The 14,733-nt window shown below is 69.4% G+C and carries 13 protein-coding genes; 9 read left to right on the forward strand and 4 right to left on the reverse strand.

Annotated features, from left to right (window positions below; all coding sequences use genetic code 11):
• Positions 1–61: 61 nt before the first annotated feature.
• The 3 genes from AC1Q6V_RS01460 (at position 62) to AC1Q6V_RS01470 (ending at position 2,938) form a co-directional block, all read left to right on the forward strand.
• Positions 62–1,261 (forward strand): D-alanyl-D-alanine carboxypeptidase family protein, encoded by a 1,200-nt coding sequence (locus AC1Q6V_RS01460; RefSeq protein ID WP_010814861.1) that lies wholly within the window; start codon positions 62–64, stop codon positions 1,259–1,261.
• Positions 1,262–1,322: 61 nt separating this feature from the next.
• Positions 1,323–1,628 carry a YbeD family protein gene (locus AC1Q6V_RS01465; RefSeq protein ID WP_454749516.1) on the forward strand — a complete coding sequence of 102 codons (306 nt, stop codon included), beginning with the start codon at positions 1,323–1,325 and terminating at the stop codon, positions 1,626–1,628.
• 113 nt (positions 1,629–1,741) lie between these two features.
• On the forward strand, positions 1,742–2,938 hold the full coding sequence (locus AC1Q6V_RS01470) for a class I SAM-dependent rRNA methyltransferase (RefSeq protein WP_454749517.1): 1,197 nt from the start codon (positions 1,742–1,744) through the stop codon (positions 2,936–2,938).
• A 19-nt stretch (positions 2,939–2,957) separates the two neighbouring features.
• Here AC1Q6V_RS01470 and AC1Q6V_RS01475 read toward each other — a convergent pair whose 3' ends face one another.
• The 3 genes from AC1Q6V_RS01475 to AC1Q6V_RS01485 all read right to left on the reverse strand — a co-directional run bounded on the left by AC1Q6V_RS01475 (position 2,958) and on the right by AC1Q6V_RS01485 (position 6,368).
• The gene (locus tag AC1Q6V_RS01475) at positions 2,958–5,057 is read right to left on the reverse strand and encodes an ATP-dependent helicase (RefSeq protein WP_454749518.1); all 2,100 of its coding nucleotides are present in this window, start codon (positions 5,055–5,057) and stop codon (positions 2,958–2,960) included.
• 159 nt (positions 5,058–5,216) lie between these two features.
• Positions 5,217–5,753, reverse strand: a complete 537-nt coding sequence (locus AC1Q6V_RS01480; protein ID WP_439671195.1) for a TlpA disulfide reductase family protein — start codon at positions 5,751–5,753, stop codon at positions 5,217–5,219.
• 111 nt (positions 5,754–5,864) lie between these two features.
• The gene (locus tag AC1Q6V_RS01485; protein ID WP_454749519.1) at positions 5,865–6,368 is read right to left on the reverse strand and encodes a SoxW family protein; all 504 of its coding nucleotides are present in this window, start codon (positions 6,366–6,368) and stop codon (positions 5,865–5,867) included.
• A gap of 154 nt (positions 6,369–6,522) precedes the next feature.
• Between AC1Q6V_RS01485 and AC1Q6V_RS01490 the strand changes: the two genes are divergently transcribed.
• The 3 genes from AC1Q6V_RS01490 to AC1Q6V_RS01500 all read left to right on the forward strand — a co-directional run bounded on the left by AC1Q6V_RS01490 (position 6,523) and on the right by AC1Q6V_RS01500 (position 8,122).
• The gene (locus AC1Q6V_RS01490) at positions 6,523–7,125 is read left to right on the forward strand and encodes a hypothetical protein (RefSeq protein ID WP_010814855.1); all 603 of its coding nucleotides are present in this window, start codon (positions 6,523–6,525) and stop codon (positions 7,123–7,125) included.
• An 82-nt stretch (positions 7,126–7,207) separates the two neighbouring features.
• Positions 7,208–7,855, forward strand: a complete 648-nt coding sequence (locus AC1Q6V_RS01495; RefSeq protein WP_010814854.1) for a LysE family transporter — start codon at positions 7,208–7,210, stop codon at positions 7,853–7,855.
• A 78-nt stretch (positions 7,856–7,933) separates the two neighbouring features.
• Complete coding sequence (locus tag AC1Q6V_RS01500; RefSeq protein WP_081050386.1) at positions 7,934–8,122, forward strand: hypothetical protein; 189 nt, start codon at positions 7,934–7,936, stop codon at positions 8,120–8,122.
• Here AC1Q6V_RS01500 and AC1Q6V_RS01505 read toward each other — a convergent pair.
• Positions 8,104–8,826, reverse strand: a complete 723-nt coding sequence (locus AC1Q6V_RS01505; RefSeq protein ID WP_010814853.1) for a GntR family transcriptional regulator — start codon at positions 8,824–8,826, stop codon at positions 8,104–8,106. The genes AC1Q6V_RS01500 and AC1Q6V_RS01505 overlap by 19 nt on opposite strands.
• Positions 8,827–9,218: 392 nt before the next feature.
• Between AC1Q6V_RS01505 and ptsP the strand changes: the two genes are divergently transcribed.
• The 3 genes from ptsP (at position 9,219) to AC1Q6V_RS01520 (ending at position 14,719) form a co-directional block, all read left to right on the forward strand.
• The gene (ptsP, locus tag AC1Q6V_RS01510) at positions 9,219–11,771 is read left to right on the forward strand and encodes a phosphoenolpyruvate--protein phosphotransferase (RefSeq protein ID WP_454749520.1); all 2,553 of its coding nucleotides are present in this window, start codon (positions 9,219–9,221) and stop codon (positions 11,769–11,771) included.
• Positions 11,772–11,828: 57 nt separating this feature from the next.
• Entirely contained in the window at positions 11,829–13,538 is a 1,710-nt protein-coding gene (gene nagE, locus AC1Q6V_RS01515; RefSeq protein WP_011614455.1) for an N-acetylglucosamine-specific PTS transporter subunit IIBC, read from the forward strand.
• Positions 13,539–13,654: 116 nt separating this feature from the next.
• Positions 13,655–14,719 carry a porin gene (locus tag AC1Q6V_RS01520; protein WP_011614456.1) on the forward strand — a complete coding sequence of 355 codons (1,065 nt, stop codon included), beginning with the start codon at positions 13,655–13,657 and terminating at the stop codon, positions 14,717–14,719.
• The last annotated feature ends 14 nt before the right edge of the window (positions 14,720–14,733 follow it).

A 14,733-nucleotide genomic window follows, 5' to 3' on the forward strand; every position in this document is an offset into this window, starting at 1 on the left:
GCCGGCACGCCGCCACCCGGACCATCCCCGCGCCACCTTCTTACTGTCGGAAAACAGAAACATGCTGAATCGAGCCACGACACGCCTTTCGTCCGCTTTTGCTCCCGCCGCCATCGCCGCCGCCATCGTGCTGGCCGCCGCGCCTGCCGCCGTCCTGGCGCAGGGCGTGCCGATGCCGCAAGTCGCAGCCAAGTCGTGGATGCTGTATGACGTGACCAGCGGCCAGGCCCTGGCGTCGCAGAATGCCGATGCGCGCATCGAGCCGGCCTCGCTGACCAAGCTGATGACCGCCTACCTGGCGTTCGAGGCACTCAAGGAAAAGCGCCTGACGCTGGACCAGGCGGTGGTGCCGACCAGCGTGGTGCTCAAGGTCAAAAGCGACGAGTCGCGCATGTTCATCGAGCCCAACAAGCCGGTCACCGTGCAGGACCTGCTGCTGGGCCTGATCGTGCAGTCGGGCAACGACGCCGCGCTGGCGCTGGCCGAAGCCGTGGGCGGCTCGGAAGAGGGCTTCGTCGCGATGATGAACCGCGAGGCCCAGCGCATGGGCATGAAGAACACCCACTTCACCAACACCGACGGCATTCCCGACCCGAACCACTACACCACCGCGGTCGACCTGGCCACGCTGACCACGCGCCTGATCAAGGACTTTCCCGAGTACTACGCCATGTACTCGCAGAAGGAGTTCACCTATAACAAGATCAGGCAGCCCAACCGCAACCGCCTGCTGTACATCGACCCGACCGTGGACGGTGTCAAGACCGGCCACACCAAGTCCGCCGGCTACTGCCTGATCTCGTCGGCCAAGCGGCCGCTGGCCAACGTGCCGGACGGCTCGCGCCGCCTGATCTCGATCGTGATCGGCACCACCACCGAACAGGTGCGCACCCAGGAAAGCCTGAAGATCCTCAACTACGGCTTCCAGTTCTTCGACACGCTGCGCCTGTACGACAAGGGCCAGGTGCTGGCCACGCCGGACATCTACAAGGGCAAGAGCGGCACGGTCAAGATCGGCGTGCAGAACGAGACCTTCGTCACCGTGCCCAAGGGCACCGGCGGACGCCTCAAGCCGGTGCTGGAGCGCCAGGAACTACTGATCGCGCCGATCTCGGCAGGCCAGCAGGTGGGCATGGTCAAGCTGATGGACGGCACCAACAAGGTGGCGGAGTTCCCGGTGGTGGCGCTGGAAGAAGTGCCCGAGGCCGGCTTCTTCGGCCGCCTGTGGGACACCATCCGCCTGTGGTTCAAGCGCAAGTGACCTGAATGCGCGTAAGCCGGCGCGCCATGCGGCGCGCCGGTTTCGTGCCGGAGAATCCGACATGACAACCGACAAGCAAGGCAGCAACAAGCCGGCCGACATCCCGCCGGAGCAGTCGCTGATCGAATACCCCAGCCACTTTCCCATCAAGGTGATGGGCGCGATGCAGGACGGCTTTGCCGAGGCCATCGTCACGCTGGTGCAGGAGTTCGATCCCGACTTCCACGCCGGCAAGATGGAAATGCGCCCCTCCAGCGGCGGCAACTACCTGGGCCTGACCGTGACGGTGTGGGTCACCAGCCGCGAGCAGCTCGACGACTTGTATCGGGCGCTGACTTCGCATCCGATGGTGAAGGTCGTCCTCTAACCCGTCCTTCCCGCATTGTTTTCTCCCCTCTCCCGCGCGCGGGAGAGGGGAGTCGCCTTGATGCGTTCGCGCCAGTTTCAATTGCTGGTGGTCTGCAGTTTCCCCATACCAACATGAACACCATCACCCTGAAACCCGGCAAGGAAAAATCCCTGCTGCGCCGCCACCCGTGGATCTACGCCACCGGCATTGCCACGACCGAAGGGCGCTGCGAGCCGGGCGCGACCGTGATTGTGCGCGCCGCCGACGGCCGCTTCCTGGCCAAGGCCGCCTACAGCCCCGAGTCGCAGATCCGCGCGCGCGCGTGGACCTTCGATGAAAACGAGCCGGTCGACCACGCCCTGTTCAAGCGCCGCGTGGCCGCGGCCGTTGCCTACCGGCGCCAATGGGTGAAGGACAGCGACGCAGTGCGGCTGATCTTCGGCGAATCCGACCGGCTGCCCGGCCTGATCGTCGACTACTACGGCAACGGTGATAAGGGCCAGCTGGTGTGCCAGTTCAATTCGGCCGGCGTGGAACACTGGAAGACCGCGATCGTGCAGGCACTGGTCAAGGAAACCGGCTGCCCCAACGTCTATGAGCGTTCCGACGCCGCCGTGCGCCAGCGCGAAGGCCTGGAGCTGGTGACCGGGGTGCTGGCCGGCGCCGAGCCGGATCCGGCGCTGTCGGTCACCGAGCACGGCGTGCGCTACTACGTCGACGTGCGCAACGGCCACAAGACCGGCTTCTATGTCGACCAGCGCGACAACCGCAAGCTGGTGGGCGACCTGGCCGGCGGGCGCGAGGTGCTGAACTGCTTCTGCTATACCGGCGGCTTCTCGCTGGCGGCGCTGCGCGGCGGCGCCACCTCGGTGACCTCGATCGATTCGTCGGGCGAGGCGCTGAAGATCGCCGCGGGCAATGTCACGCTCAACGGCTTCGAACCCGAGCGCGCCACCTGGCTCGATGCCGACGTGTTCAAGACCCTGCGTGAATTCCGCGCCGAGGGCCGCCAGTTCGACCTGATCGTGCTGGACCCGCCCAAGTTCGCCCCGTCGGCGCAGCATATCGACCGCGCCGCGCGCGCCTACAAGGAAATCAACCTGGTCGGCATGCAGCTGCTGCGCCCGGGCGGGCTGCTGTTCACCTACTCGTGCTCGGGCGCGATCAGCATGGAGCTGTTCCAGAAGATCGTGGCGGGCGCGGTGACCGATGCGCGCGCCGATGCACGCATCCTGCGGCGGCTGTCGGCCGGCACGGATCACCCGATGCTGGCGGCGTTCCCGGAAGGCGAGTACCTTAAGGGTTTGCTGTTGGAGAAGGTAGCGTAAGACGGATGTGTGGCGCTGGTCAGCGCCACATATTCCGCATCCGGCTGGCCAGGTCCACCGGCGCCAGCGCGGGTCTGGCCGGCCCTTCGCCCGGCATCGGCGGGGGTGGCCACGAGCGGCTGTAGAAGTTGGGCATCACGCGGTTGGGCAGGAAGCGCGTGCGCGACGCATACACATGCCGGTCGCCGAAGCCCACCTGCTGGTGCACGTAGAAGCGCTGCGGCACCACGATGTCCAGGTGGTCCCTGGCCCGCGTCATTGCCACATAGAGCAGCCGCCGTTCTTCCTCGATCTCTTCGGTGGTGCCGGTCGCCAGGTCGCTCGGCATGCAGCCGTCGACCGCATTGAGCACGTACACCGCCTTCCATTCCTGGCCCTTGGCCGAGTGGATGGTCGACAGGATCAGGTAGTCCTCGTCGCGCGAGGGCACGCCGGATTCGTCGCTGGAGGCGCTGGGCGGGTCCAGCGTCAGTTCGGTCAGGAAGCGCTCGCGCGCGCCGTAGGTGGCGGCGATGCGCTCCAGCTGCTGCAGGTCGGCCTGGCGCGCGGCGGCATCGTCGTGCAGGCGCTCCAGGTGCGGCGCGTACCAGGCCAGCACTTGCTCGAACTCCGACGGCCACGGCGAGGTGGGCGCCATCAGCGCGCGCGCCAGCGCCAGCAGGTCGGCCCAGGCGGGCGCTGCGGCCGGCGGCGGCTCGAATTGCTCCAGCGAGAACAAGGGCTCGGTGGCCAGCGCCAGCGCATCGAGCACGCGCGCCGCGGTCTTGGGGCCGATGCCGGGCAGCAGCTGCAGCGTGCGGAAGCCCGCCATGCGGTCGCGCGGGTTCTCCAGCCAGCGCACCACCGCCAGCGCGTCCTTGACGTGGGTCGATTCCAGGAATTTCAGCCCGCCGAACTTCACGAACGGGATATTGCGCCGGGCCAGCTCGATCTCTACCTGCGCGCTGTGGTCGGCGGCGCGGAACAGCACCGCCTGTGCCATCAGCGTCAGGCCGGCCTCGCGCCGCGCCAGCACCTGCTCGACCACGTAGCGGGCCTGGTCGGCCTCATCGTTGACCACGATCACGCCGGGCTTTTCGGCCGAGGCGCGCTCGGACCACAGGTCCTTGGTATAGCGCTCGGCCGCCAGCCCGATCACGGCGTTGGCGGCCTGCAGGATCGGCTGCGTCGAGCGGTAGTTCTGCGACAGCGTGACCTGCTGCGCGGCCGGCGTGAACTGCGCCGGGAAGTCCAGGATATTGCGCACGGTGGCGCCGCGGAAGGCGTAGATCGACTGCGCGTCGTCTCCCACCACGGTCAGGCCGCGGCCGTCCGGCCGCATGGCCAGCAGGATCGACGCCTGCAGCGCATTGGTGTCCTGGTATTCGTCGACCAGCACGTGGTCGAAGCGCGCGCCCATGTCCTGCGCGATGGTGGGCTCGGCCATGGCCTGCGCCCAGTACAGCAGCAGGTCGTCATAGTCCAGCACATGCTGCTTCTGCTTGGCCTCGACATAGCCGGCGAACAGGGTGCGCAGCGCATCCGCCCACATCGCGTAGCGCGGGAACTGCTGCTTGAGCACGTCTTCCAGCGGCGCCTGGGTGTTGACCACGCGCGAGTAGATCGCCAGGCAGGTTTCCTTCTTCGGGAAGCGGCTGGCGGTCTCCGACAGGCCCAGGTCGTGGCGCACCACGTGCATCAGGTCGGCGGCATCGCCGCGGTCGCTGATGGTGAAGGCGGGCGACAGGCCCAGGGTCTCGGCGTATTCGCGCAGCAGGCGCGCGCCGATGGCGTGGAAGGTGCCGGACCACTGCAGCGCCGCGCGCCCCGCGCCGGTCTGGGTGCCCAGCGCCTGGTCGACGATGCGCTCGACGCGCCGTCCCATCTCGGCCGCGGCGCGGCGCGAGAACGTCAGCAGCAGGATGCGGCGCGGATCGGCGCCGGCCAGCACCAGGTGCGCGACCCGGTGCGCCAGCGTATTGGTCTTGCCCGAGCCGGCGCCGGCGATGATCAGCAGCGGCGCGTCGCTGCCGTGTTCCACCGCGGCGCGCTGCTCCGGGTTGAGCCGGGACAGGTAGGCGGGGACATCATCGGCTTCAGGGGCAGCGAGGTCGGCGGCGGGGGCTAGGTCCAAAGTCACAGGCGGGGCTCGGGGAAGGCTCGGAAAACTCAGAAAAAGGCTGGCGCCAACTGTATATCCATACAGGGATGTCGCGCAACCTGCTGCCCTGGCGATCGTGCGTAAAAACAAAAAAAGGTGCTCGATGAGCACCTTTTCGCTGCGGTTGCCGCGGGAGCGTTACGCGGACTTTGCCAGCGCGCCATCCAGCAGCTTGTGCAGCGCATCCCACTCGGGCTCGCCCACATAGCGTTTCAGGATGCGGCCGTCCTTGTCGACCACGAAGGTGGTCGGCGTCAGCTGCACATTGCCGAAGGCCCTGGCCGCGGCGCCGTCGGAATCCATCGCCACCTTGAACGGCAGGCCGCGCGTCCTGGCGTAGTTCATCACATACATGGGCGGGTCGTAGTTCATCGCCACGGCGACGAATTCCAGCCCCTTGCCCTTGAACTGCTCATAGGTGCGGACCATGTCAGGCATTTCCTTGACGCAGGTGGCGCAGCTGGTGGCCCAGAAGTTGATCATATAGACCTTGCCCTTGAGGTCGGCGGTGCTGACCTTCTCGCCCGACAGCAGCGTGAAGGTGGCCGCCGGGGCCGTATTGGCCGGCGCCAGCGCGCGGTAGCCGAACCAGCCCAGCAGCGCGAGCACGACCACGGCCGCGACGATGGGCCAGGGCTTGCGGGAGGATTTGGTGGCAGGGGCAGCAGTGGTCATGGAATCCGGGTCAGGCAGGTTCGGTCAGCAATGGGACATTCTAATGCCGCAGGCGTTCGCGCGCTGCGCGGGGCCGGGCTGCGGCAATCCGCCGCAAGCGTCCCGATCGATTCAGCGCCGGACGGTGGCGCGTGCCTGGTCCAGCGCCTGTTCCAGGTAGGCGCCGTAGAAATCCGGCTGCATGCCGCGCAGCGGGCCGGCGGCGGCGCGGCCCTGGCGGTCCAGGAACAGCACCGTGGGCGCCACCCGCACCTGGTGCGCCCGGGCCCACGCGCGCGCGGTGGTCAGGCTGCCGTCGGCGTCGCGCAGCGGGGTGTCGGCGGTCATGTCGAGCTCGCGCACGGCAATCTCGCCGGCGGCGGCCTGCGGGCCCAGGTAGTTGCGGCGCACCGCGTCGCAATAGCTGCAGCCCGGCATCGACACCAGCACCACCAGCGGCTCGCCGCGGCGCGCGGCCTCGGTGCCGTGGGCGGCCAGGTCGGTGGCCGGCGGCAGGTGGGCGGGGCTGGCCGCGGCTGCGGGCATGCCGGCCGCGGCTGCCAGCAACGCACCCGCGGCCACCCAGCGCAGGCTGGCTATGGCGAAGGCGTGGCGGGCAATGAGGGCGGCAGGCATGGCTGGAACGTGGGGGCAGGGCGGTAGCGGGAGCGGGAGCGGCGCAGCAAGCACTGGAGCGCCGCTTTCGGGATAATACCGGTTTCCGCCCGCAGGCGATGGCGTCCGCCAGCGCCGCCCGCAGCCTGCGCGCGCCGTCCCCCATGGATTCCCGATGCGTCTTGTGCCGCCCCCGCCGAGCTTTCCTGCCGCTGTCCGCCGCCCGCTGCTGTGCTGTGCCGCCGTGCTGGCATTCGCCCTGTGCGCCTGTTCACCGCGCTATGACTGGCGCACCATCCAGTCCGGCGAGGGCGCCTACGCCGCGCTCTATCCGGGCAAGCCCACCAGCGCCGCGCGCGACGTGACCATTGCCGGGCGCAAGCTGCCGATGACGATGGAAGCTGCGCGCGTCGACGACACGCTGTTCGCCGTGGGCGTGGTGACGCTGCCCGCCGATGACGAAGCGCTGCGGCGCGAGGCGCTGGCGGCGATGCAGGCCGGCCTGCTGGCCAACCTCGGCACGCCGTCGGGCGAGCCGCGCGCGCGGCCCGTCACCGTGATGAGCGCCGACCGTCCGGGCCGCCCGCTTGCCGGCGTGGAAGTGCAGGCCAGCGGGGTGTCGCCGCAGGACCAGTCGCCGCGCCGGCTGACGGCGCGCCTGGTGGCGGTGGGTACGCGCGCGTACCAGGCGGTGGTGCTGGAATCGGGCGATGCCGCGCGCGACGCGCGCCAGGCCGAGCAGGTGGAGCAGTTCCTGGGCGGCTTCCACCCGTTCTGACGCGCCGCGTCGCAGGAAAGATTGTTGGTGCCGTGGCTGCGGGAGCGTGGCCCCGGCATGGTTGTCGTCAAAGGAGAGTGGGATGCGTTGGGAAGTATGGTTGGCTTTTTTCGCCGCGTGCTGGGTGATCGCCGTGTCGCCGGGGTCGGGCGCGGTGCTGTCGATGAGCCATGGGCTCTCGTACGGGCTGCGCAGGACCACCACCACCATCTTTGGCCTGCAGGCCGGGCTGGTGATCGTGCTGCTGGTGGCGGGCGGCGGCCTGGGCGCGCTGCTGCTGGCCTCGGAGCAGGCCTTCATGGTGGTCAAGACGATAGGCGCGCTGTACCTGATCTACCTCGGCGTGCAGCAATGGCGCGCGCAGGTAGAGAGCGGGGCGGACCAGGGTGGCAGCACCGCCCCCGTGCGCGTAGCGGTGATGAGCCGGCGCCGGCGCTTTGCCACCGGCCTGCTGACCAATGTGACCAACCCCAAGGGCATCATCTTCATGGTCGCGGTGCTGCCGCAGTTCATCGATCCCAACCGGCCGCTTGCGCTGCAGCTGGCGATCCTGGCGGCCACCATGTGCTGCGTGGACCTGGTGGTGATGCATGGCTATGCGCTGCTGGCGTCGCGCATGCAGGGGCTGTTCCGTAATGCGCGCGCGGTGCGCTGGCAGAACCGCTTCTTTGGCAGCGTGCTGATGGCGGTGGGCGCGGCGCTGTTCTTCGTGCGCCGGCAACACGCCTGAGCGGCGTCTGCATCAATACTGGCGCGCACCGGCCGGGTTTGCTTCAATGAGGAGGAAACCCGGCCACGGAGACCCCGCATGCCCGCCTTGCCGAACCCCCACGCCGGTGCGCGCCTGCAGCCGCGCCATACCGTGCCCCCGGTCGAAGAGCCCGGGCCGCCGGGCATCCCCCCGGACTTGCCGTTGCCGCCAGAGGAAGATCCGACCCCGCCCCCGGTCGAGCCGCCGGTTGCCGGGCGTGCCGGGCACTACTGCTTCAGCTCGTAGAAATCGTTCAGGCAGTAGCCGTCGGTCAGTTCGACCGGCTGGTCGCCATGGGTGTAGCCGGTGCGCAGGATATGCAGCAGCGGCTCGCCGGGCGCGATCTGCAGGCGCGCGGCCAGTGCTTCGCCGGCGACGATCGCGCGCAGCCTTTCGGTGACGCGCAGCACCGGCTTGCCGATCCGCTCCAGGTAGGCGTACAGCGATTCGCCGATGGCGCTGGCGTCGGGCAGCACGGCCAGTGCCAGCGTGGTGACATCCATCCAGAAGACCTGCCCGTCGGCCTTGCGCAGGCGGGTCAGGCTGACAATCTCTTCCCCTTCCTGCAGCGCCAGCGCCGCAGCCTCCTGGGGCGTGGCGCGGCGGCGTTCGAACGCCACCAGTTCGCTGGCCGGCGTCATGCCGCGCCGGCGCGCCAGCTCGCTGAAGTTGTCCAGCCGCGCCGCCTTCTGCTCAGGGCGCGGCGCGACAAAGGTGCCCGCGCCGCGGCTGCGCGTGATCGCGCCTTCCTCTGCCAGCACCTGCAGCGCGCGCCGCGCCGTGACGCGTGAAATCTCCAGTGAATCCACCAGCGTGCGCTCGGACGGCAGCGCGTCGCCAACCCGCCATTGGCCGGCCTGGATGGCCGCGGCCAGCCTGCGCGCCACTTGCAGGTAGATCGGCGTCGCCTCCGCTTCGTCCGGCTTGAGAGCCTGCAGCCGTTGATCCATTGCGAATCCTCGTAGGTACCAGAGTGTGGAGGTGATGATACCACTTTAGGACATTTGACGTCCATGGGGCGGCATTGCGTCATCTGGGCGATAACATCGCCATCGCTTCGCTTTACGTCAATTGGTATTGAAATGGCTCTGCTGATTATGGCGTCGGAAAATGCTGCTGTGATTTGGAAAAATCTTACCTATCTCCGTGGGTTATGGTGATTAAGGCGAATGTGAGGACCATCCAAAGACTGTTTTGCCTTGCCTCAATAAAGATGCCACTTAGATACAATATTGTCGTAGTGGTTTTCACTGGTATTTTTATTGTCGGTTGCCGTCTATCTTTCGCCTGACCCTGGCGCCGTCGCATTTCTGCACCGGCCGCCGCGACTTCTGGAAGCAAAATGGCTGAGACGAGCGAAACCCTGTTGCTGCGGGCTCCGGTGAGCGGAGTGCTGCTTCCCCTCGCGGCCGTGCCGGACCCGGTCTTTGCCGACGGCATGTTCGGCGACGGCCTGGCCATCGACCCCCTGAGCGACACGCTGGTGGCGCCTTGCGACGGCACCATCGTCCACCTGGCCGCCACCGGCCACGCCCTGACGCTGCAGGCTCCGTGCGGGGCGCAGGTGCTGCTCCATGTCGGCATCGATACGGTGTCGCTGCGCGGCGAAGGCTTTGCGCCTTGCGTGGCGCAGGGCGCTGCCGTGCGCCAGGGGGATGCGCTGATCCGTTTCGATGTCGACCGTGTCGCGCAGCAGGCGTCGAGCCTGGTGACGGTGATGGCAATCGCCAATGGCGATGCCTTCACGGTCGCCGGCAGGACCGGCGCGGCGCAGGCCGAGGCGGGCCGCACGGTGCTGCTGCAGGTGCGTGCCGCGGGTGCCGCGGCGCCCGCGCAGGAAGACCGCGCGAGCGCAGCCGAACAGCGGCGCACGGTCACGCTGGCCTGCCCTGGCGGCTTGCACGCGCGGCCCGCGGCACGGGCGCGCGAAGCCGCGCGCGGCCTGGACGCCGCCGTCGCATTGCACTACGGCGGCCGGCAGGCGAGCCTGGCCAGCCTGGTGGCGCTGCTGGGCCTGGCCGCCGACGAGGGCGCCGCGGTCGAGCTGGTGGCGACCGGCCGCGATGCCGGTGCCGCGCTCGATGCGGTCGCATACGAACTGCAGCGCGCCGGCGTGGGCGAAGAAGAACCCGTGCCCACGGTGGCCGCACCGATTGCGCAGCCTGGGCCGGGCGCCGGCCTGCCGGCGGATGGCATCCCCGGCGTGGCTGCCGCCCCCGGCATCGCGATCGGCACGCTGCACTGGTGGCGCGAGACCACGCCGGAGCCGGCCGAGGCCGGCCAGGGCATTGCTGCCGAGCGCGAGGCCCTGCGCGCCGCGCTGGCGGCCATCGACGCCCAGCTGGCGCATGAGAGCGAAGCCGCCACCGCACGCCGCGCCGGCGCCGAGGCCGGCATCTTCGCCATGCATCGCGCGCTGCTGGAAGACCCGGCCCTGCAGGCCGCGGCCGAGACCATGATCGCCGCCGGCAAGAGCGCGGGCTTTGCCTGGCGCGAGGCCACCCGGGCCGAAGCCGCCATGCTGTCCGCGATGGCCGACCGCCGCATGGCCGAACGCGCTGCCGACCTGCTGGACCTGGGCAAGCGCGTGCTGCGTGCGCTGGCCCCGGCGGGCAGTGTCCCGGTCCAGCTGCCCGCACCGGCCGCCGACGGCGATGTCATCGTGCTGGCCGCCGGGGAATTCACGCCGTCCGACCTGACCGGACTGGACCGCACCCGGGTTGCCGCACTGGTGATGGCGCGCGGCGGCCCGACCTCGCACGCGGCCATCATCGCGCGTCAGCTCGGCATCCCTTGCCTGGTGGCTCTGGGCAGCGCGCTGGAGCGCCTGCAGGACGGCACGCCGGTCATCGCCGACGGCGACAGCGCCCGCCTGCACGCCTGCCCCGATGCGCATTTGCTGGCCGCCGCCGCCAGCGCCGTCAGGCTGCGCGCGCAGCAGCGCGAGGCCGACCTGCGCGCCGCGCACGCCGCGGCCAGCACCCGCGACGGCGTGCCTATTGAGGTGGCCGCGAATATCGGCAGCCTCGACGACGCCCGCAATGCCGTGGCGCATGGTGCCGACGCGGTCGGCTTGCTGCGCACCGAACTGCTGTTCCTGCACGGCGACGCAGCCCCCGCGGCGGCGGACCACACCGCCAGCTGCCAGGCCATTGCCGATGCCCTGCAGGGCCGCAGCGCGATCGTGCGCACGCTTGATATCGGCGCCGACAAGGACGCCGCCTGGCTGCACCTGCCTGCCGAAGACAACCCCGCCCTGGGCCTGCGCGGCGTGCGCCTGGCGCAGGTGCGCCCGCAACTGCTGGACGACCAGCTGCGCGGCCTGCTTGCAGTGCGCGCGAGCGGGCCGCTGCGCATCCTGCTGCCGATGGTCAGCGAGGTCGGCGAACTGCTGGCCTGGCGCGAACGCATCCGTGCGCTGGCGGCCGAAGCCGGTACCGATCCCGAGATCGAGGTCGGCGTGATGATCGAAGTCCCTTCCGCCGCGCTGCTGGCCGACCAGCTGGCCGAGCACGCCGATTTCTTCTCGATCGGCACCAACGACCTGACCCAGTACACCCTGGCCATTGACCGCTGCCAGCCGGAGCTGGCGGCACGCATGGATGGCCTGCATCCCGCGGTGCTGCGCATGATCGCCGCCACCACCGAGGGCGCCGCGCGCCACGGGCGCTGGGTAGGCGTGTGCGGCGCGCTGGCGGGCGACCCGCTGGCCGTGCCGGTGCTGGTCGGGCTGGGCGTGACCGAGTTGTCAGTCGACGCCGGGCTGGTGCCGGGCGTCAAGGCGCGCGTGCGCGCGCTCTCGCATGCCGATTGCCGGCAGCGCGCAGGCGAATTGTTGCGGCTGCCGTCAGCCGCCGCGGTGCGCGACGCGTGCCGCCGCTACTGGCCGGCATAAGCGCCGGTCGACCACAACCCAATACGCGCCACGCGCGCACAGATTCGGAGAACGCCAATGAAGATGGACCTGCTGCCCAGGGTGCAACGCCTGGGCGCCACGCTGATGCTGCCGATTGCCGTGCTGCCCGTGGCCGGCCTGCTGCTGCGCCTGGGCCAGCCCGACGTATTCGACATCAAGCTGATGGCCGAGGCCGGCAACGCGGTCTTTGCCAACCTGGCCCTGCTGTTCGCGATCGGCGTGGCGGTGGGCTTTGCGCGCGACAACAACGGCGCGGCGGCACTGGCCGGCACCATCGGCTACCTGGTGCTGACCACGGTGCTGAAGACCATCGACAAATCGCTCGACATGGGCGTGCTGGCCGGCATCGTCGCCGGCGCGGTGGCGGGTGGGCTCTACAATCGCTATCGCAATGTCGCGCTGCCACCCTATCTGGGCTTCTTTTCCGGCAAGCGCTTCGTTCCCATCGTCACCGCGCTGTGCTGCCTGCTGCTGGGCATCGTGCTGGCCTATGCGTGGGCGCCGGTGCAGGCCGGCATCAACGCGGCCGGCGCGTGGCTGACCACGGCGGGCTCGGCCGGCGCCTTGGTGTTCGGGCTGCTGAACCGGCTGCTGCTGGTCACCGGGCTGCACCACCTGATCAATACCCTGGCGTGGTTCGTGTTCGGCAACTACGCCGATCCGGCCACGGGGGCGGCGGTATCGGGCGACCTGCACCGCTACTTTGCCGGCGACCCCGGCGCAGGCCTGTTCATGACCGGCTTTTTCCCGGTGATGATGTTCGGCCTGCCCGCGGCCTGCCTGGCGATGTACCACGAGACGCCGCCGGCGCGGCGCGCGCTGGTTGGCGGCATGCTGTTCTCGATGGCACTGACCTCGTTCCTGACCGGCATCACCGAGCCGATCGAGTTCAGCTTCATGTTCCTGGCGCCGGTGCTGTACGGCCTGCATGCGCTGATGACCGGCCTGTCGATGGCGCTGTGCCATGCGCTCGATATCCGGCTGGGCTTCACCTTCTCGGCCGGCGCGATCGACTATGTGCTGGGCTACGGGCTGTCCAGCCGCGGCTGGCTGGCGATTCCGCTGGGGCTGGCCTATGCGCTGGTCTATTACGGGCTGTTCCGCTTCTTTATCCGCCGCTTCAACCTGCTGACGCCGGGCCGCGATGAAGTGGTGCCCGTGGCGGCCGCCGGCGGTGCCGCGCAGCCGGCCGCGGGCAGCGTGGCGCAACAGTATGTCGAAGCGCTGGGCGGCCCTGCCAACCTGGTCGTGGTCGATGCCTGCACCACGCGTCTGCGGCTGAACGTGGCCGACATCGGCGCGGTGTCCGAGCCGCGGCTCAAGGCACTGGGCGTACGCGGCGTGCTCAAGCGCCCGCCCAATGTGGTGCAGGTGGTGATCGGGCCGCAGGCCGAGCAGGTTGCCGGTGATATCCGCGCGGTGCTGCAGCAGGCGCCGCAGGCCACGGCCGTGGTGGCTGCTGCGCCCGCCGTTGCTACCCAGGCGTCCGTGCCGGCTGCCGGTGCTTTCGATCCCGCCTGGTGGATCGATGCGCTGGGCGGCGCCGCCAATATCGCCTCGGTCGGCGTGGTGGCACTGACGCGGCTGCGCGTGGTGGTGCGCGAGCGCGCCCGGGTGCGCGCCGACCACCTTGCGGGCAGCCAGCTGATGTGGATCGGCGATGACACCGCCCATATCGCCTTCGGCCATGCGGCAGACGGACACGCTGCCGCCTTCGAGCGCGCCCTGCAGGCCATGCCCACCTGACCCCCGCCGCCGCAGCCGTGCGGCTGCGGTCGACCTTCCCCATCGGCAACAACAACGACGGCCGCGACGACAGCCGCGCCGGTGGATACCGTCTGCTTATCCAGGAGTCATTGATCGTGAAACGCATTGCACTGACGGCGCTGCTCGCAGCGTCGGCCGGGGGCGCCTGCGCCCAGTCCGCCGGCACCGGCATCACCTTGTATGGCCGCGCCGTGGCCGGCCTCGACTATGTCAACGGCATCGCCCGCCCGGGCGGCGACGTCGACACCTTCCGCTTCGGCAGCAACCAGTACGGCGTCAGCTTCTGGGGCATGCGCGGCGCAGAAGACCTTGGCGGCGGCCTGCGCGGGGTCTTCAACCTGGAGGGCATGATCACCTCCGGCACCGGGCGCTCCGATCCGCTGTTCAACCGGCGCGCGCAAGTGGGCCTGGCCAGTAACGACTGGGGCACGCTGCTGCTGGGCCGGGCCATGAGCCTGACCGACGACGAGAGCGGCGCGATCGACCCGATGGGCCTGCAGGCCAGCTCGGTCGCGACGCTGGTCTATGGCCGCAACTGGGGCTCGCGCACCAATGCCGTGACCTACAACTCGCCGGTGTGGGGCGGGCTGAGTGTGCGCGCGCAGGCCGGCAGCGACGGCGTGGCGGGCAGCTTCAACAGCGGCAAGCAGTTGAGCGCGGCCGTCAAGTACGCGCAGGGCAACCTGAGCCTGACCGGCATCTACGAGGAACTGCGCGACACGCAGGGCCGCATGGACAACCTGTATGTCAACTCGCGCCAGTACACGCTCGGTGGCAGCTATGCGCTGAACAACCTGCGCCTGTTCGCCGGCTATAACCTGACCGTGTCCTCGGGCGATACCGTGGCCACGCCGGAGAACCCCTACGCCGCCACGCGCAGCCAGATGGCATGGGTCGGCGCCAACTACCGCCTGCTGCCGGCGCTGACGCTGCTGTCCGGCGTCTACTACGCCACCCTGAACAATGGCGGCGGGCATGGCACGCTTGTCACACTGGGCGCAAAGTATGACTTGTCGAAGCGCACCTCGCTGTATGGCACGGTGGCGTCGGTGTTCAACTCGCGCAATGCCACCTTCTCGGTGGAGGCGTCGCCGGACACCATGCCGGGCGCCGGGGCGAACCAGCAGGGCGCCTATGCCGGCATCATCCACCTGTTCTGACGGTGGCTGGCCGG

This window comes from Cupriavidus sp. GW823-FHT07B10, assembly GCF_058794355.1.

Bases quoted from the DNA above. Each gene is read 5' to 3' on its own strand.
- AC1Q6V_RS01460 (WP_010814861.1), top strand. From the start codon at position 62: ATGCTGAATCGAGCCACGACACGCCTTTCGTCCGCTTTTGCTCCCGCC.
- AC1Q6V_RS01465 (WP_454749516.1), top strand. From the start codon at position 1,323: ATGACAACCGACAAGCAAGGCAGCAACAAGCCGGCCGACATCCCGCCG.
- AC1Q6V_RS01470 (WP_454749517.1), top strand. From the start codon at position 1,742: ATGAACACCATCACCCTGAAACCCGGCAAGGAAAAATCCCTGCTGCGC.
- AC1Q6V_RS01480 (WP_439671195.1), bottom strand. From the start codon at position 5,753: ATGACCACTGCTGCCCCTGCCACCAAATCCTCCCGCAAGCCCTGGCCC.
- AC1Q6V_RS01485 (WP_454749519.1), bottom strand. From the start codon at position 6,368: ATGCCTGCCGCCCTCATTGCCCGCCACGCCTTCGCCATAGCCAGCCTG.
- AC1Q6V_RS01490 (WP_010814855.1), top strand. From the start codon at position 6,523: ATGCGTCTTGTGCCGCCCCCGCCGAGCTTTCCTGCCGCTGTCCGCCGC.
- AC1Q6V_RS01495 (WP_010814854.1), top strand. From the start codon at position 7,208: ATGCGTTGGGAAGTATGGTTGGCTTTTTTCGCCGCGTGCTGGGTGATC.
- AC1Q6V_RS01500 (WP_081050386.1), top strand. From the start codon at position 7,934: ATGCCCGCCTTGCCGAACCCCCACGCCGGTGCGCGCCTGCAGCCGCGC.
- AC1Q6V_RS01505 (WP_010814853.1), bottom strand. From the start codon at position 8,826: ATGGATCAACGGCTGCAGGCTCTCAAGCCGGACGAAGCGGAGGCGACG.
- ptsP (WP_454749520.1), top strand. From the start codon at position 9,219: ATGGCTGAGACGAGCGAAACCCTGTTGCTGCGGGCTCCGGTGAGCGGA.
- nagE (WP_011614455.1), top strand. From the start codon at position 11,829: ATGAAGATGGACCTGCTGCCCAGGGTGCAACGCCTGGGCGCCACGCTG.